General features: G+C 64.6%; 18 protein-coding genes and 1 tRNA gene. 5 read left to right on the plus strand and 14 right to left on the minus strand.

The genetic code is table 11. The features are described 5' to 3' along the window. Position 1: 1 nt before the first annotated feature. From AC2EAL_RS16225 to AC2EAL_RS16265, 9 genes are all read right to left on the minus strand, one after another. A complete protein-coding gene (locus AC2EAL_RS16225) occupies positions 2–322 on the minus strand; it encodes a hypothetical protein (RefSeq protein WP_484725267.1) in 321 nt (106 codons plus the stop codon). A 38-nt stretch (positions 323–360) separates the two neighbouring features. Beyond that, positions 361–4,494, minus strand: coding sequence for a DNA-directed RNA polymerase subunit beta (gene rpoB, locus AC2EAL_RS16230; RefSeq protein ID WP_484725268.1), 4,134 nt, complete (start codon positions 4,492–4,494; stop codon positions 361–363). Between the two features lie 237 nt (positions 4,495–4,731). Beyond that, positions 4,732–5,109 (minus strand): 50S ribosomal protein L7/L12, encoded by a 378-nt coding sequence (gene rplL / locus AC2EAL_RS16235; protein WP_137110171.1) that lies wholly within the window; start codon positions 5,107–5,109, stop codon positions 4,732–4,734. A 64-nt stretch (positions 5,110–5,173) separates the two neighbouring features. Then, entirely contained in the window at positions 5,174–5,689 is a 516-nt protein-coding gene (gene rplJ, locus AC2EAL_RS16240; protein ID WP_484725269.1) for a 50S ribosomal protein L10, read from the minus strand. Between the two features lie 232 nt (positions 5,690–5,921). Continuing rightward, positions 5,922–6,620 carry a 50S ribosomal protein L1 gene (gene rplA, locus AC2EAL_RS16245; RefSeq protein WP_484725270.1) on the minus strand — a complete coding sequence of 233 codons (699 nt, stop codon included), beginning with the start codon at positions 6,618–6,620 and terminating at the stop codon, positions 5,922–5,924. Between the two features lie 5 nt (positions 6,621–6,625). Then, a complete protein-coding gene (rplK, locus tag AC2EAL_RS16250; protein WP_484725271.1) occupies positions 6,626–7,078 on the minus strand; it encodes a 50S ribosomal protein L11 in 453 nt (150 codons plus the stop codon). A gap of 99 nt (positions 7,079–7,177) precedes the next feature. After that, entirely contained in the window at positions 7,178–7,711 is a 534-nt protein-coding gene (gene nusG / locus AC2EAL_RS16255) for a transcription termination/antitermination protein NusG (protein WP_484725272.1), read from the minus strand. Positions 7,712–7,880: 169 nt separating this feature from the next. After that, positions 7,881–8,072, minus strand: a complete 192-nt coding sequence (secE, locus tag AC2EAL_RS16260; RefSeq protein WP_484725273.1) for a preprotein translocase subunit SecE — start codon at positions 8,070–8,072, stop codon at positions 7,881–7,883. Positions 8,073–8,138: 66 nt separating this feature from the next. Beyond that, positions 8,139–8,214: transfer RNA gene (locus tag AC2EAL_RS16265), tRNA-Trp, on the minus strand. Positions 8,215–8,342: 128 nt separating this feature from the next. Here AC2EAL_RS16265 and AC2EAL_RS16270 point away from each other — a divergent pair. Together AC2EAL_RS16270 and AC2EAL_RS16275 are read left to right on the plus strand one after the other, a co-directional pair. Then, positions 8,343–8,504, plus strand: a complete 162-nt coding sequence (locus tag AC2EAL_RS16270; RefSeq protein WP_484725274.1) for a DUF2256 domain-containing protein — start codon at positions 8,343–8,345, stop codon at positions 8,502–8,504. Positions 8,505–8,612: 108 nt separating this feature from the next. Beyond that, a complete protein-coding gene (locus AC2EAL_RS16275; protein ID WP_484725275.1) occupies positions 8,613–9,488 on the plus strand; it encodes a class I SAM-dependent methyltransferase in 876 nt (291 codons plus the stop codon). A 64-nt stretch (positions 9,489–9,552) separates the two neighbouring features. Here AC2EAL_RS16275 and AC2EAL_RS16280 read toward each other — a convergent pair whose 3' ends face one another. From AC2EAL_RS16280 to AC2EAL_RS16295, 4 genes are all read right to left on the minus strand, one after another. Further along, positions 9,553–11,121 (minus strand): GMC family oxidoreductase, encoded by a 1,569-nt coding sequence (locus tag AC2EAL_RS16280; protein WP_484725439.1) that lies wholly within the window; start codon positions 11,119–11,121, stop codon positions 9,553–9,555. A gap of 9 nt (positions 11,122–11,130) precedes the next feature. Continuing rightward, the gene (locus AC2EAL_RS16285) at positions 11,131–11,652 is read right to left on the minus strand and encodes a Twin-arginine translocation pathway signal (RefSeq protein WP_484725276.1); all 522 of its coding nucleotides are present in this window, start codon (positions 11,650–11,652) and stop codon (positions 11,131–11,133) included. A 46-nt stretch (positions 11,653–11,698) separates the two neighbouring features. Continuing rightward, positions 11,699–12,094: a VOC family protein gene (locus AC2EAL_RS16290; protein WP_484725277.1), complete on the minus strand. Its 396-nt coding sequence runs from the start codon at positions 12,092–12,094 to the stop codon at positions 11,699–11,701. A gap of 83 nt (positions 12,095–12,177) precedes the next feature. Then, the gene (locus AC2EAL_RS16295) at positions 12,178–12,474 is read right to left on the minus strand and encodes a ribbon-helix-helix domain-containing protein (RefSeq protein WP_484725278.1); all 297 of its coding nucleotides are present in this window, start codon (positions 12,472–12,474) and stop codon (positions 12,178–12,180) included. Between the two features lie 142 nt (positions 12,475–12,616). On the opposite strand from AC2EAL_RS16295, the gene AC2EAL_RS16300 reads away from it, so the two are divergent. Then, the gene (locus AC2EAL_RS16300) at positions 12,617–13,069 is read left to right on the plus strand and encodes an SRPBCC domain-containing protein (RefSeq protein ID WP_484725279.1); all 453 of its coding nucleotides are present in this window, start codon (positions 12,617–12,619) and stop codon (positions 13,067–13,069) included. After that, the gene (locus tag AC2EAL_RS16305) at positions 13,059–13,379 is read left to right on the plus strand and encodes an ArsR/SmtB family transcription factor (RefSeq protein ID WP_484725280.1); all 321 of its coding nucleotides are present in this window, start codon (positions 13,059–13,061) and stop codon (positions 13,377–13,379) included. The genes AC2EAL_RS16300 and AC2EAL_RS16305 overlap by 11 nt, the downstream gene beginning before the upstream one ends. 121 nt (positions 13,380–13,500) lie before the next feature. Here AC2EAL_RS16305 and tuf read toward each other — a convergent pair whose 3' ends face one another. Next, positions 13,501–14,676: an elongation factor Tu gene (gene tuf, locus AC2EAL_RS16310; protein ID WP_484725281.1), complete on the minus strand. Its 1,176-nt coding sequence runs from the start codon at positions 14,674–14,676 to the stop codon at positions 13,501–13,503. A gap of 167 nt (positions 14,677–14,843) precedes the next feature. Between tuf and AC2EAL_RS16315 the strand changes: the two genes are divergently transcribed. Continuing rightward, positions 14,844–16,202, plus strand: a complete 1,359-nt coding sequence (locus tag AC2EAL_RS16315) for a cytochrome P450 (protein WP_484725282.1) — start codon at positions 14,844–14,846, stop codon at positions 16,200–16,202. The last annotated feature ends 40 nt before the right edge of the window (positions 16,203–16,242 follow it).

A 16,242-nucleotide genomic window follows, 5' to 3' on the forward strand; every position in this document is an offset into this window, starting at 1 on the left:
TTCAATTCCTCACTTGAGGGAGGGAAGTCGGGTCTCGGCGAACGATTACGCCAAGCGTTTTTTCAATCTCGGACATCCGAAGCACATAGGTGTGCGGCCATTCCGGCGTAGGGTCGGGCGCGATTTGCCAAGTCAGATGCACCACATGAGCCTCATCCGCATTGTCTCGGTCGATGGCCAGAACGTCGTCACTTGCGTCGTCGATGGCTACCACGTCGATACGGTTGAGTATGGGGAACAGTGCGTGTCCGCTACTGACTTCGCGCATGAGCTGGGTCTTGAAGATCGCGGCACGATCACCCGTAACTGCTTCCCAGCTCATGCTTTCCACCTTGCCTCTGCCCTAACTATGGACTGACCTCACTCCTCCTCCGCATCCAGGAGTTCCATGTTGAGGCCGAGGCCCCGCACTTCCTTGACAAGGACGTTGAACGATTCCGGCACGCCGGCTTCGAAGTTGTCCTCGCCCTTGACGATCGACTCGTAGACCTTGGTCCGGCCTGCCACGTCGTCCGACTTCACCGTCAGCATTTCCTGCAGGGTGTAGGCGGCGCCGTAGGCTTCCAGGGCCCAGACTTCCATCTCGCCGAGACGCTGGCCGCCGAACTGCGCCTTGCCGCCCAGCGGTTGCTGGGTGACGAGCGAGTACGGACCGGTAGACCGGGCGTGCAGCTTGTCGTCGACCAGGTGGTGGAGCTTGAGCATGTACTTCACGCCCACGGTCACCTTGCGCTGGAACTGCTCACCGGTGCGGCCGTCGAACACCACGGACTGGCCCGAGGTGTCAAAGCCCGCGCGGGTCAGCGCGTCGTTGACATCGGCTTCCTTGGCGCCGTCGAAGACCGGGGTCGCAATCGGCACGCCCTTGGTCACGTTGCCCGCCAGCTCCAGGAACTCGTCCTCGTCGCGGCCCGCGAAGGCCTCGTCATAGGTCTCGTCGCCGTAGGCCAGACGGACAGCTTCACGCACCGGGGTCATGTCGCCGGACCGGCGATATTCCTTCAGCGCGTCGTCGATCTTCAGGCCCAGGCCGCGCGCGGCCCAGCCCATGTGGGTTTCGAGGATCTGGCCCACGTTCATCCGCGACGGCACGCCGAGCGGGTTCAGCACGAGGTCGACCGGGGTGCCATCGGCCAGGAAGGGCATGTCTTCCATCGGCACGACCTTGGAGATGACGCCCTTGTTGCCGTGACGGCCGGCCATCTTGTCGCCCGGCTGCAGCTTGCGCTTCACCGCGACGAAGACCTTGACCATCTTCATCACGCCCGGAGGCAGGTCGTCGCCACGGCGCACCTTTTCGACCTTGTCGTCGAACCGGTGGTCGAGGGCACGCTTCTGCGCTTCGAACTGGTCGTGCAGAGCTTCGACTTCCTTGGCGTCGTTCTCTTCGCCAAGGGCAAGCTGCCACCACTGGCCACGGCTTAGCGTGCCCAGGAGTTCCTCGTCGATGGTCGAGCCCGCCTTGATGCCTTTCGGGCCCTTCACGGCGGTCTTGCCCATGATCAGGGTCTTGAGGCGCGCGTAGATGTTGCGCTCCAGGATCGCGAGTTCGTCGTCGCGGTCGCGGGCGAGGCGTTCGACTTCCTCACGCTCGATCTGCAGGGCACGTTCGTCCTTGTCGACACCGTGGCGGTTGAAGACGCGCACTTCCACGATGGTGCCATAGGCGCCCGGGGGCAACCGCAGCGAGGTGTCGCGGACGTCCGAGGCCTTTTCACCGAAGATGGCGCGGAGGAGCTTTTCTTCCGGCGTCATCGGGCTTTCGCCCTTCGGGGTGATCTTGCCGACCAGGATGTCGCCCGGCTGCACTTCGGCCCCGATGTAGACGATGCCCGCTTCGTCGAGGTTGCGCAGCGCTTCCTCGCCGACGTTCGGGATGTCGCGGGTGATTTCCTCAGGTCCCAGCTTGGTGTCCCGGGCGGCGACTTCGTATTCCTCGATGTGGATCGAGGTGAAGACGTCGTCGCGCAGGATGCGTTCCGAGATCAGGATCGAGTCTTCGTAGTTGTAGCCGTTCCAGGGCATGAAGGCGACGACCACGTTCCGGCCAAGGGCCAGTTCGCCCATGTCGGTGCAGGGGCCGTCGGCCACCACCTCGCCGCGCTTGACCACGTCGCCCACCTTCACCAGCGGGCGCTGGTTGATGCAGGAGGACTGGTTCGACCGCTTGAACTTGCGCAGACGGTAGATGTCGACGCCCGGTTCACCCGGTTCCAGCATTTCCGTAGCACGGACAACGATACGGGTCGCGTCGACCTGGTCGATCACGCCGGCGCGGCGGGCCATGATGGCGGCGCCGCTATCACGCGCGACGACCGCTTCGATGCCGGTGCCGACGAAGGGGGCATCGGATTGCAACAGCGGCACCGCCTGACGCTGCATGTTCGAGCCCATCAGCGCGCGGTTGGCGTCGTCGTTTTCCAGGAACGGGATCAGCGAGGCCGCAACAGACACCAGCTGCTTCGGCGACACATCGATCAGGTCCACCGAATCCGGCGGGTTCAGCATGAATTCCCCGGCCTTCCGGCTGGAGATCAGTTCCTCGGTGAAACGACCCTCCGCGTCCTGGCCGGCGTTGGCCTGGGCGACGGTGTGGCGCATTTCCTCGGTGGCCGACATGTAAACGACCTCGTCGGTCACCTTGCCGTCGATCACCTTGCGGTACGGGGTTTCGATGAAGCCGTACTTGTTCACGCGGGCGAAGGTCGCGAGGCTGTTGATCAGACCGATGTTCTGGCCTTCCGGCGTCTCAATCGGGCACATCCGGCCGTAGTGGGTCGGGTGGACGTCGCGGACCTCGAAGCCAGCACGCTCACGGGTCAGACCGCCCGGCCCGAGGGCCGAGAGACGACGCTTGTGGGTAACCTCCGACAGCGGGTTGGTCTGGTCCATGAACTGCGACAGCTGCGAGGAGCCGAAGAATTCACGCACCGCAGCGGCGGCCGGCTTCGCGTTGATCAGGTCCTGCGGCATGATCGTGTCGATTTCGACGGACGACATGCGTTCCTTGATCGCGCGTTCCATCCGCAGAAGGCCGACGCGGTACTGGTTTTCCATCAGCTCGCCGACGGACCGGACGCGGCGGTTGCCGAGGTGGTCGATGTCGTCGATCTCGCCCTTGCCGTCGCGCAGTTCGGTCAGGGCCTTGATGCAGGCGACGATGTCGCCGCGGTCCAGCGTGCGCTGGGTATCCGGGCGGTCAAGGTCGAGCCGCATGTTCATCTTCACGCGGCCGACGGCCGAGAGGTCATAGCGCTCCTTGTCGAAGAACAGCGTGTCGAAAAGCTGCGACGCGGCTTCCACGGTCGGCGGTTCGCCCGGGCGCATCACGCGGTAGATGTCCATGAGCGCGGTGTCCCGGCCCATGTTCTTGTCCACCGCCATCGTGTTGCGGATGTAGGGGCCGACGTTGACGTTGTCGATGTCGAGGACCGGGATGTCGGTGATGCCCTGGTCGAGCAGCACCTTGACGGTGCCGCCCTTGACCTCGCCGTCGCGGTCCAGTTCCCAGGTCAGCTCATCCCCGGCTTCGACCCAGATCTCGCCGGTTTCCTCGTTGATGATGTCCTTCGCGACATAGCGGCCGACGATGTGGTCGAAGGGGACCAGAAGCTCGGTCACCGTGCCCTCGTCCTTCCACTTCTTCACCATCCGCGGCGTGGCCTTTTCGCCCGCCTTCAGGATGACTTCGCCGGTAGCGGCATCGACCAGGTCATAGGTCGGACGGGTGCCCGACACGCGCTGCGGGAAGAACTTGGTGACCCAGCCCTTGTTCTTCACGTAACGGAAGTTCACCTGCTCGTAATAGGCATCCATGATGCCTTCCTGGTCCATGCCCAGCGCGTAAAGGAGCGTCGTCACCGGCAGTTTCCGGCGGCGGTCGATGCGCGCGAAGACGATGTCCTTGGCGTCGAATTCGAAGTCCAGCCACGAGCCGCGATACGGGATGATGCGGCAGGCGAACAGAAGCTTGCCCGAGGAATGGGTCTTGCCCTTGTCGTGGTCGAAGAAGACGCCCGGCGAACGGTGCATCTGCGACACGATCACCCGCTCGGTCCCGTTCACCACGAAGGTCCCGTTGTGCGTCATCAGGGGCATGTCGCCCATGTAGACGTCCTGTTCCTTGATGTCCTTGACCGACCGGGCCCCGGTGGTTTCATCGACATCGAACACGATCAGGCGCAGCGTCACCTTCAGGGGTGCCGCATAGGTCATGTCGCGCTGCTGGCATTCGTCGACGTCGTACTTGGGCTTTTCCAGCTCGTACTTGACGAATTCCAGAACGCTGGTCTCGTTGAAGTCCTTGATCGGGAAGACCGACTGGAAGGTCCCCTGGATGCCTTCGCCGTCCAGGGGCTTGTCGCCGTCACCGGACCGCAGGAAGAGGTCATAGGAGGATTTCTGAACCTCGATCAGGTTCGGCATCTCCAGCACTTCACGGATTTTTCCGAAGTAGCGGCGGACACGTTTCTGGCCAACATAAGCTTGCGCCATGTTCGTCTGTACCTTTCATTTTTCGCTGGCGCACCACCCGTCGGGCCACGGGCGCGCACCGCTTGCGAAGAGACCGTCAGGGTTCCATTCGTGCCGCCCGTCCCGAAGGGTGGCTCCCGAACCCGACGCGTCTTGGAAGAGGCTTGATCTGCCGAAGCCCCTTCCAAGACGCGCATGGCTGGGACCGAATTCCTCGGCCCCAGCCCTGCTTTTTGATGGGGTTTCCCCCGAAGTCGATTACTTCAGCTCCGCCTTGGCGCCAGCTTCTTCGAACTTCTTCTTCATCGCCTCGGCGTCGGCTTTCGAGACGCCTTCCTTGATCTTGCCGCCAGCTTCGGTCAGGTCCTTGGCTTCCTTGAGGCCCAGGCCCGTCAGTTCGCGGACGACCTTGATCACGTTGATCTTGTTCGCACCGGCGTCGGTCAGGACGACGTCGAACTCGGTCTTTTCTTCTTCAGCTGCAGCAGCCGGGCCAGCAGCCGGACCAGCCATCATCACAGCGCCGCCAGCGGCGGGCTCGATGCCGTACTTGTCCTTAAGGATGGTCTTCAGTTCCTGAGCTTGCAGGAGGGTCAGACCGACGATCTCTTCGGCGAGTTTGTTCAGATCAGCCATTTTTCACGTTCCGTATGTTAAGATGGGTTCCAACGGCATGGGGTCAACCACACCAGGCAAGGGATCAGGCCGCGGCCTTCTCCTCGATGGTCGACAGGATGCTCGCGATGTTCGAAGCAGGCGCACCAATGGCCCCGGCGATGTTCGAAGCGGGCGCACCGATGCACGACACGATCTGAGCGATAAGCTCTTCACGCGACGGCATGGACGCGACAGCCTTGACACCGGCCTGGTCCAGAACCGTTTCGCCCATTGCCCCGCCGATGATGACGAACTTGTCGTTCGTCTTGGCGTAGGCCTCGCAGACCTTGGCCGCAGCCACGGGGTCTTCCGAGAAGGACAGCACGGTCATGCCCGTGAGCAGGTCACCCATCTTTGCAGCGGGCTTCCCTTCAAGGGCGATCTTGGCGAGCGTGTTCTTGGCAACGCGAACGGACCCGCCCACTTCGCGAAGCTTCGCGCGCAGGTCCTGCATCTGTGCAACCGTCATCCCGGTGTAGTGGGCAACCACCACAACGCCAGAGCTTTCGAAGATCTGGCCGAGTTCCTCGACCACTTTCTCTTTCTGGGCTCTATCCACAGTTTCACTCCAAGGTTGGGGTTTCCCCCGGCTCATATTTGCCCCTTTGCGGGGGCGTCGGGTCCGCAACGGTTCCCGGATCCAAGATCGCCCGAAGGCGCCTTCAATCTCGTTCCCCATCTCAGGCAGGATTTATGGTGTTTGCGCACCACCCACCGTCTCGGACAGAACCGGGCCCCAAGGGATCAGCCTCGCGGCCCGGGTAGTCTCCCGGTTTCCCGGGAATTCTGGCTTACGCCTGGGTCGCCGACGAAACGTCGACCGACACGCCCGGGCCCATGGTCGAGGACAGCGACACCTTCTTCAGGTAGGTGCCTTTCGCGCCCGACGGACGTGCCTTGGACACCGCGTCGACAAAGGCGCGGATGTTCTGGGCAAGCTTGGCCTCGTCGAACGAGACCTTGCCGACGCCTGCATGGATCACACCGGCCTTTTCGACCTTGAACTGGACCTCACCGCCCTTGGCGCCCTCGACGGCGGACTTGACGTCCATCGTCACGGTGCCGACCTTCGGGTTCGGCATCAGGTTGCGCGGGCCGAGGATCTTGCCCAGGCGGCCGACGAGCGGCATCAGGTCCGGGGTCGCGATGCAGCGGTCGAACTCGATCTTGCCCTGCTGGATCGTCTCCATCAGGTCTTCGGCGCCGACGATGTCCGCACCGGCGGCTTTGGCTTCGTCAGCCTTGGCGCCGCGGGCGAAGACGGCGACGCGGACGGTCTTGCCGGTGCCGTTCGGCAGGGCCACGACGCCACGGACCATCTGGTCGGCGTGACGCGGGTCGACGCCGAGGTTCATCGCGATCTCGACAGTTTCGTCGAACTTGGCCGACGCGGCCTGCTTGACCAGCTTCACGGCATCTTCGACCGTCAGGTTGGACTTGCCAGCGAACAGCTCATTCGCCTTGGCGACGCGTTTTGCAATCTTTGCCATGGTGCTCAGCCCTTCACTTCGATGCCGCAGGACTTGGCCGAGCCGAGGATGATCTGCATCGCAGCTTCCACGGAGTTGGCGTTCAGGTCCTTCATCTTGGTCTCGGCGATCTTGCGGAGCTGCGCCGCAGTGATCGTGCCGGCAACTTCACGGCCGGGCTTCGTCGAGCCCTTGGAGCGCGAGCGCTTGCCCACGGGCGGCAGACCGGCAGCCTGCTTGATCAGGAACGAGGCCGGGGCGGTCTTCAGCTCGAGGCTGAAAGACTTGTCCTGGTAGTAGGTGATGATGACGGGCGTGGGCGTGCCCGGCGGGATGTCGGCGGTCTTCGCGTTGAATTCCTTCACGAAGGCCATGATGTTCAGGCCGCGCTGGCCAAGGGCCGGGCCGACCGGGGGCGAGGGGTTCGCCTGCTGGGCTTTGACTTGCAGCTTGAGGCTGCCGATGATCTTCTTGGCCATCTGGCCTTCTCCTTTGTCACTGCATCCGAAGATGCGGTTTAGTGGTTCGGTCCGTCATGCCGGACCCTTGTCCGGCACGCTCGCCTCCCACGCGCTTCCTCAGGCCCCTTTCGAGACCTGAGTGAATTCCAGTTCAACGGGCGTTGCCCGGCCGAAGATCGACACGGTGACCTTCAGGCGGCTGTGCGCCTCGTCCACATCCTCGACCATGCCCGAGAAGCCCTCGAACGGGCCGTCGGTGACCTGCACCGTCTCGCCGATGTCGAAGCGGATCAGGTTGCGCGGGGCTTCCAGGCCTTCCTCGACACGGTTCAGGATCGCGTTCACTTCGCTGTCCCGCATTGGCATCGGCTTGCCCTGCGGGCCCAGAAAACCGGTGACGCGGTTGATCGAGGAAATCAGGTGATAGCCCCGGTTAGACATTTCCATGTGAACCAGCACGTAGCCCGGCATGAAACGGCGTTCGGACGTAACCTTCTTGCCGCGGCGGACCTCGATCACTTCCTCGGTCGGAACCAGGACCTCATCGATTTCCTCGCCAAGGTTGGCCTCGGCAACGGCGGTCTTGATCTGCTCGGCCACCTTCTTCTCGAAGTTCGAGAGAACGCTTACCGAATACCAGCGCTTCGCCATCTGCCTGCTTCCTTGCTGCCCGGGCCATTCAGCCCTGTCTTCGTCATGTCCCGGAACAAAAAACAGCGCGCACCCCGAATCGATGCGCGCCGGTGTTCCTTTGGTTGGCGCGGGGTCTACCCCCTGACCGCCGTCAATTCAAGAGGGAACCACCGGGGCCTGGCTGAAATCAGGCGCCGATAATGTAGGTCAGGCCGGTGCGGATCAGAATGTCGACCAGGCTGAAGAACGCCGCAGCCAGCGCCGACAGAAGGAAAACCATCAACGTGGTCAGCAGCACTTCGCGCCGGGTGGGCCAGACCACCTTGGCGACTTCGGCGCGAACCTGCTGGAGGAACTGGATCGGGTTGGTGGTTGACATGGGGATTCCGGCGATAAGGTTGCTGGGGAGATACGGCCTCTGGCGACGGAATTCAAGCTTGGAAGATGGCAGGGGCAGCAGGGCTCGAACCCGCGACCTACGGTTTTGGAGACCGTCGCTCTACCAGCTGAGCTATACCCCTACGCGAGCGACGGGTTACGGCAGGCGGCGCGGGAGGTCAAGGGATTCTGTTCGCCAGCACGGGCTTGCCGGGCGCCTGGCGCGCGCCAGCTTTGCCGAGCGGGAAAGGCGAGGGCCGGGATGGCGAAGATGCGCAAGAAGTCGGACCTGCCGCAGAAGCACTGCGCGGCCTGCGGTCTGCCCTTCACCTGGCGCAAGAAGTGGGAGCGGGACTGGGAAGCCGTGCGCTTCTGTTCCGACCGCTGCCGCAAGGCTGGGGCCAAGGGCAAGGAAGGGACCGCTCCTCGATGACCGCATCACGCGCCGCTGTGAACCTTGCGACGAGAAGCCGAAGGCGAACGAGGAGCCATCTGGAAAGCCCCGCAGCGCACGCCTATGCTTTGGGCGGGAGGTCCGCCGGTGTCGTCAGTGTCCAAGATCGTGGCAGAGTTTGCGGCGCGGCCCTGGGAAGCCATCCCCGAGGCGGATCTGGCTGCCTGCCTGAAGGTGCCCGCGATGCTGCGGATGGGCGAAAGTCAGCTTTACCACTGGCTGGGACGGAACGTGCAGGGCGACGGGGCGGTGATCGACCTGGGGGCCTATGCGGGCGGGTCGGCTGCGCGGCTTCTGTCGGGGCTCGCCTTGTCGGGGCGGACCTGTCAGTTGCACGCCTATGACCACTTCAAGTCCTCGCGCGCGGTCTGGGCGAAGTGGCTGAAGGACGAGCCGGTGCCGGACCACGACAACGCCGACCTTCTGCCGCTCGTCCGGCGGCACCTGGCCCCCTGGATCGACCGGGTGACCCTGCATCCGGGCGAGATCGCGAACCAGCGCTGGACCGGGGGCAAGATCGAGATCCTGGTGGTGGATGCGGCGAAGGGATCGGCCATCGCCGACCATGTTGCGGCCGAGTTCTATCCCTCGCTGGTGCCGGGGCGGTCGGTGCTGGTGCATCAGGATTACCTGATGGCGGTGCAGCCCTGGCTTGCGGCGCAGATGGTCGCCTTGCGCGACTGCTTCGTGCCGCTGGCGCAGGTGGACCAATTCTGCGTGGCGTTTCTTTGCGTAAAGGCGGTCGACCAGGCGGCCCTGACGACGGCGCGGACCAATGACCTGACCGATGGCGCCCTGATGAAGCAGGTGCGCGAGGCCGCGAAATGGCACGACGGGATGATCCTGCGCGAACGGTTCCAGGCGATGCTGCGGCAGATCAAGTTGAACCCCGGCGTGCGGCTAGGCTGGAAGATGCGCGCGGCACAGAACGCCCGGAAGGCAAATGCCGAGCGGTCAGCCTGACGGCTGGTCTGGCGAAAGGTGGGTGCGTCCCCCGGGGCCGCAACACGGCCCCGGGGCAGTAGCTTCAGATCGTCCCAGCCGACATTTCCCGGGCGATATGGTCGGCCTGGCGGATCGCCAGCGCCACGATGGTCAGCGTCGGGTTTTCCGCCGCCCCCGTGGTGAACTGCGAGCCGTCCGACACGAACAGGTTCGCGATGTCGTGGGTCTGACCCCACTTGTTCACCACGCCGTCCTTGGCCTCGGCAGACATCCGGTTGGTGCCGAGGTTGTGGGTCGAGGGGTACGGCGGCGTTGGGAAGGCGCGGGTGGCCCCCACCGCCTCGTAGATCGCGATGCCCTGCTTGTAGGCGTGGTTGCGCATCGCCACGTCGTTCGGATGGTCGTCGAAGTGGACGTTGGCGACTGGCAGCCCGTACTGGTCCTTCGTCTCGCTAAGGGTGACGCCGTTCGTCAGCTGCGGCATGTCCTCGCCCACGATCCACATGCCGGCCATGTTCTCGTAGTGGTCGAGCGCGGTGGTGAAGCTGCGGCCCCAGCCGCCGGGATTGAGGAAGGCCGCCATGAACGGCAGGCCCAGCGCCAGCGTTTCCAGCTCGTATCCGCCGACGAACCCGCGGCTTGGGTCATGCCGCGCCTCGTCCTGGACGATCCCCGCCATCGTCGTGCCGCGCCACATGCGCACCGGCTTGTCGAAGATCGCGTAGACCGACCCCGTCGTGTGCCGCATGTAGTTCTTGCCGACCATGCCAGAGGAGTTCGCCAGCCCGTCCGGGAACATCGACGACGCCGAGTTCAGAAGCAGGCGGGGCGATTCGAACGAGTTGCCCGCGACGCAGACGATCCGCGCCTTCTGCATCTGCAGATTGCCGTCCTTGTCGAAGTATTCGACCCCGGTCACTTTCCCGGCTTCATTGTGCAGGATGCGCGCGACATGGGCGCGTTCGCGCACCTCCAGGTTCCCCGTCGCCTCGCCAGCCGGGATGTCGGTATAGGCGGCCGACCATTTGGCACCCCACTTGCAGCCCTGGAAGCAGAAGCCGGTCTGCTGGCAGGCCATCCGACCGTCGTAATCGGTGGAGTTGATCGCCATCCGGCCGGTGTGGACTTCCTTGTAGCCCAAGGCCTTCGCGCCCTTCTCGAACACCAGGTAGTTGTTGTTCCCCGGCAGGCCCGCGCGGTCGCCGGTGCGGGTCACGCCCAGCTTGGTCTCGGCCTTCTCGTACCAGGGCGCCATCTCGGCCCCATCGATCGGCCAGTCGAGAAGGCTTGCGCCTTCCACCGCGCCGTAGGTGGTCAGCGCCTTCCATTCGTGGTCCTGAAACCGGAGCGAGGCGCCCGCCCAGTGGGTCGTGGTGCCGCCCACCGCCTTGACGATCCAGGCGGGCAGCCCGCCGAAATCCTTGGCCACGCGCCAGGTGCCGGAGGTCGTCCGGGCGTCCAGCCAGGCGAGCTGGCCGAAGCTCTCCCATTCGTCGTTGATGTAGTCCTCGGGCAGATACCTGCCGCCGGCCTCCAGCGCCACGACCTTGACGCCCTTCTGCGCCAGTTCGTTGGCGAGAACCCCGCCGCCCGCGCCCGTGCCGATGATGACGACAACCTGGTCGTCGTTCTTGTCAAACGGTGCCATGATCGTCCCCCCTCAAAGCCAGTCGATGTCGTTGAAGCCGCGCTCGATGTAGCCACCCTGGGAAAAGCTTTCCCCCTGGTAGCCGAAGATCGGCCAGACCTCTTTCTGGTTATAAAGCCCGGTCACGAGGCCGGAGCGGACCGTCTGGAAGAAGGGCGTCATCTCGATGCCCTGCAGAAGCTTGACCCGGTCTTCCTCCCAGCCCGCCGCGACATAGCTGTCGAACCCGGCTGCCTTGGCGGCGGCGTCCAGTGCGGCCACGCCCTCGGCGACCATCGCCTTCATCTCCTCGCTGTCATAGCCCTTGACTGCCACGGCGTAGTGCTGGTCCGGCACCTGATCATGCGGGTAGATGTCCCGCGCCATCTGCAGCAGCGTCGCCATCTGTTCCGGCGTGATCACCGTCACCTCGACCGCCCAGGCGGCGTTCGGCGCGGCGATGAAGCCGGTGCCGACCACCGCCAAGGCCCCGGCAGACAGGCCGCGCGACAGAAGCTGCCGCCGCGTCAACCCTCTCAGGTCATGTTTGGTCATTTGGTTCCTCCCTTGCTTTTGGCTGGGTCGGTCCGCGTCCCCCTCCTCAGAGATAGCGGCCGCCGCGTTCAAGGACCTCGATCTGGTAGCCGTCGGGGTCCGCGATGAAGAAGAAGCGGGCGATGACGCTGCCCGCCGGGGCGAAGTCGACGATCTTGCGGGGGGCAAGGCCCGCCGCCGTCAGCCGCGCATGTTCGGCCGCGACATCGGCGACGCTGACGGCCAGGTGGCCATAGCCGTCGCCCAGATTGTAGGGCTCGGTCCGGCCCTTGTTGATGGTCAGTTCGACCTCGAAGGTCGATTCCGCGTTCGACAGGTAGACCAGGGTGAAGCTTTCGAAATCCAGCCGATCCGCAACCTTCAGCCCGAAGGCCGTGTCGTAGAACGCCAAAGACCGCGCCTCATCCAGGACGCGGATCATCGAATGGATTGCCTTCGCCATGCCTTCGCCTCACCAATTGCCGATATTGGTAAGGTTAGTGGACCACTTTCCCGGCAGGGTAGTAGCGGACTACTACAGGCGCATTATTCCGCGGCGAAGCGTTTCGGCTGCGGCACCTGGTCCAGCTCGCCCAGATGGATGGTGCAGGCACAGCGCAGCAGCGAGGTGAAGTTCGACGTCTCGCCATGCTGTTCCAGCACTTCGGAATGCAGCTTGGACAGGAAGGCGGGCGTGGTGGACCCATCCTTCTCGGCCATCTGGTCGACGATGCCCCAGAAGGCACGCTCCAGCCGGATGCTGGTCGACTGCCCGTTCAGCCGCAGGCGGCGGGTGACATATTCATAGCGGGCCGGGTCTTGCCCGGCGAACATCTGACACATCGCTGGCCCCCCATTTGGTCACCCCTTCAATGTGGAGCCGCTTCGCCGAATCGTCAAATCAAGCTTCATCGGATCATTGCGCAACTTTTTGGTTGCCATTTCCGCAGTGCTGCGCCATATATGCAACCAGGAGGTTGCCAAAATGGACAAGCATGACAGCGACAGCGTTACCCGGACGGTCATCATATCCGGCACCCCGGATCGCGTCTTCCGGGCCCTCACGGAAGAGTTCGGGACCTGGTTCCAGGTCCGGCTGGACGGGCCTTTCCAAGCCGGGGAGATGACCACGGGCGCCATGACCATGCCGCAAGTGGCAGGCCTTCCGTTCAAGGCGCGGACCGTGGCTCTGATGCCGCCGCACCGCTTTGCCTTCGACTGGCCGCAATGGGACTTCGAGGCGAACCGGAACCTTGAGGATGACGCACCCTGGACGCGGGTCGAGTTCACGCTGGAACCCGTGCCCGAGGGCACGCGCGTGACCGTCTGCGAGAGCGGGTTTGCCGGGTTCGCTCCCGGTCTTGGTGCGCGGCTTCTGCGCGAGAACACCGAAGGCTGGGAGGTGCAGTTGGCGCAGCTGAAATCCCATGTCGGCTGATCCGGCGCGCATTTTCGCTGCGTTGGGCGACCCGGTGCGCCTTGACCTTCTGGGGCGCATCGGCGCCGAGGGGCAATCGATCTCGGATCTTGCCAAGGACCTGCCGATGACACGCCAGGGGGCCACCAAGCACCTGAAGGTGCTGGAGGCAGGGGGCCTGATCCGCAGCGAACGGCGGGGGCGCGAGGTGGTCTGGCACGGCGATCCTGCGGGTCTTTCAGTGGCGCGCCAGGCTCTGGACGAGATCGGCGCGGGTTGGGAGCAATCGCTGCTTCGGCTGAAGGACCTTGTGGAGGGCCGCAGGCCGTGAACCCGCGCTTCAAGGACGATACCTGCCGCGCTGACCATCGGTTCAACGAAAAAGGCCGCCCCGAAGGGCGGCCTTTCATCATTCTCTTGCCTTGAGCCGGGCACAGACGCCCGATTTGCTATCAGGCGATGATTTTCGACACCACGCCTGCGCCGACGGTGCGGCCGCCTTCACGGATGGCGAAGCGCAGCTTCTCTTCCATCGCGATCGGGGCGATCAGCTCGACCACGAACTTCAGGTTGTCACCCGGCATCACCATCTCGGTGCCTTCCGGCAGCTGCACGGTCCCGGTCACGTCGGTCGTCCGGAAGTAGAACTGCGGACGGTAGTTCGCGAAGAACGGGGTGTGGCGGCCGCCTTCTTCCTTGGTCAGGATGTAGGCTTCGGCTTCGAACTTGGTGTGCGGCTTGACCGAGCCGGGCTTGCACAGCACCTGGCCACGTTCCACGCCGTCACGGTCCACGCCGCGCAGCAGCGCGCCGATGTTGTCGCCAGCTTCCCCGCGGTCCAGGAGCTTGCGGAACATCTCGACGCCGGTGCAGACCGACTTCTTGGTGTCGCGGATGCCGACGATTTCAACTTCGTCGCCGACGTTGATCACGCCACGCTCGACCCGGCCGGTCACCACGGTGCCGCGGCCCGAGATCGAGAACACGTCTTCGATCGGCATCAGGAAGGGCTGGTCAACGGCGCGGGCCGGGGTCGGGATGTAGCTGTCGACCGCATCCATCAGCGCGCGGATCGAGTCCTCGCCGATTTCCTTCGACTCGCCGATCATCGCCTGGTGGGCCGAGCCTTTGATGATCGGGATGTCGTCGCCCGGGTATTCGTAGGACGACAGCAGTTCCCGGACTTCCATCTCGACGAGCTCCAGCAGCTCCTCGTCATCCACCAGGTCGACCTTGTTCATGTAGACGACCATGTAGGGGATGCCGACCTGGCGGCCGAGCAGGATATGCTCGCGCGTCTGCGGCATCGGGCCGTCGGAGGCGGCCACGACCAGGATCGCGCCGTCCATCTGGGCAGCACCGGTGATCATGTTCTTGACGTAGTCGGCGTGGCCGGGGCAGTCGACGTGGGCGTAGTGGCGGGCAGCCGTCTCGTATTCCACGTGGGCGGTCGAGATGGTGATCCCGCGAGCCCGCTCTTCCGGCGCGCCGTCGATCTGGTCATAGGCGCGGAATTCGCCGAAATACTTCGTGATCGCCGCCGTCAGCGTCGTCTTGCCGTGGTCAACGTGACCAATGGTCCCGATGTTCACGTGCGGTTTATTCCGTTCAAACTTTGCCTTCGCCATCGCGTTATCCGCCCTTGTCCAGATCGGGCCCGCCGGGGACCCGAGATTACACGCGCGGCGACTTAGCCCTTGCCTGCGAGAAATTCAAGCCTGATTGGCCCTGCGGCCCGGGGTGCGGCATGCTCGCGCTTTGCCGCTGCCCCGTCGCGCCCTATCTTTCACATATCATGCTTGACGCCCCCGCCCCCCTGCCCGCCCGCGTAGCCCTTCACACCGAACCGATGGGGGTCTGGGCCAGCTTCCGCGCCGCACAGCGCAACGTGTTGGAACTGATCCCCGAGGTCGCGACGCGGGTGCCGATCCTGTCGGGGCGGACGGGCAAGCGCTGGCACATGCTGATGGACCCGGACGGGTTGAAACAGGTGCTGCGCGACCGGGTGGATGACTATCCGAAGTCGGTGGTGACCAAGCTGATCCTGGAGCCCGCCATCGGCGACAGCCTGTTCGTCGCCGAGGGCGCGCAGTGGATGTGGCAGAGGCGGACCGCCGCCCCGGTCTTCTCGCACCGCAACGTCACTGCTTTGGGCCCGGTGATGACGGCGGCGGCAGAGCGGTCGGTGGCGCGGCTGGACAAGGCGGTCGGGCGCGGGGCGGACCTGTTTGATGAAATGGTGACCGCCACCTTCGAGGTGATCGCGGATGTCACCTTCTCGGACGGCTCGGGCTTTGACCGGGGCGCGGTGCATGCGGCCATCGAGCAGTACATCTCGGACACCGCGAAGGTCTCGCTCCTCGACGTCCTTGGCGCCCCGCCCTGGGTGCCGCGTCCCGGTCGCCTGCTGACCGGCTCGGCGATGCGCGAGACTAAGCGGCTGGCCGACCGGGCGATCGAGGCGCGCAAGGCCGAGGGTGGGAAGACCCCGCCGGACCTTCTCGACCTGCTTATGGCCGGGTCCGACCCGGAAAGCGGGCGGCAGATGACGACCTCGGAACTCCGCGACAACCTCTTGACCTTCATCGTCGCGGGGCATGAGACGACGGCGCTGACGCTGAGCTGGGCGCTTTATCTCTGCGCCTTCGACCCGTCAGTCCAGGCCGCCGCCCGCGAGGAGGCGCAGGCGGCCCTGGGTGACCGTTCGGCGACGGTGGCGGACCTGCCGAACCTGCCCCTGACCCGCCGGATCGTCGACGAGGCCTTGCGGATGTATCCCCCCGCCGCCTTCCTGTCGCGCACCGTGATGGCTGCCGACACGCTTTGCGGCCGCGAGGTCCGTCCCGGCGACACGGTGATCCTGCCGATCTATGCGCTCCATCGCCATCGCCTCCTGTGGGAGGACCCCGACGCCTTCCGCCCCGACCGTTTCGCCGACCCCAAGGCGGTGCCGCGGTTCCAGTACCTGCCCTTCGGCGACGGCCCCCGCATCTGCATCGGCGCGTCGTTTGCGCTGCAAGAGGCGGTGATCGTGCTGGCCACCCTCCTCGCCTGCTTCCGCTTCACCCCCATTCCGGGGAAGGAGCCGAAGCCGGTGATGATCCTGACCTTGCGCCCTCAGGGCGGGGTCTGGCTGAAGGTGGAGCGGGCCTGAGCCCAGGTAGGACTCTCCTGAGTTGCGAGGTTTGCTGACG

The sequence above is a fragment of the Tabrizicola sp. T74 genome, assembly GCF_057219935.1.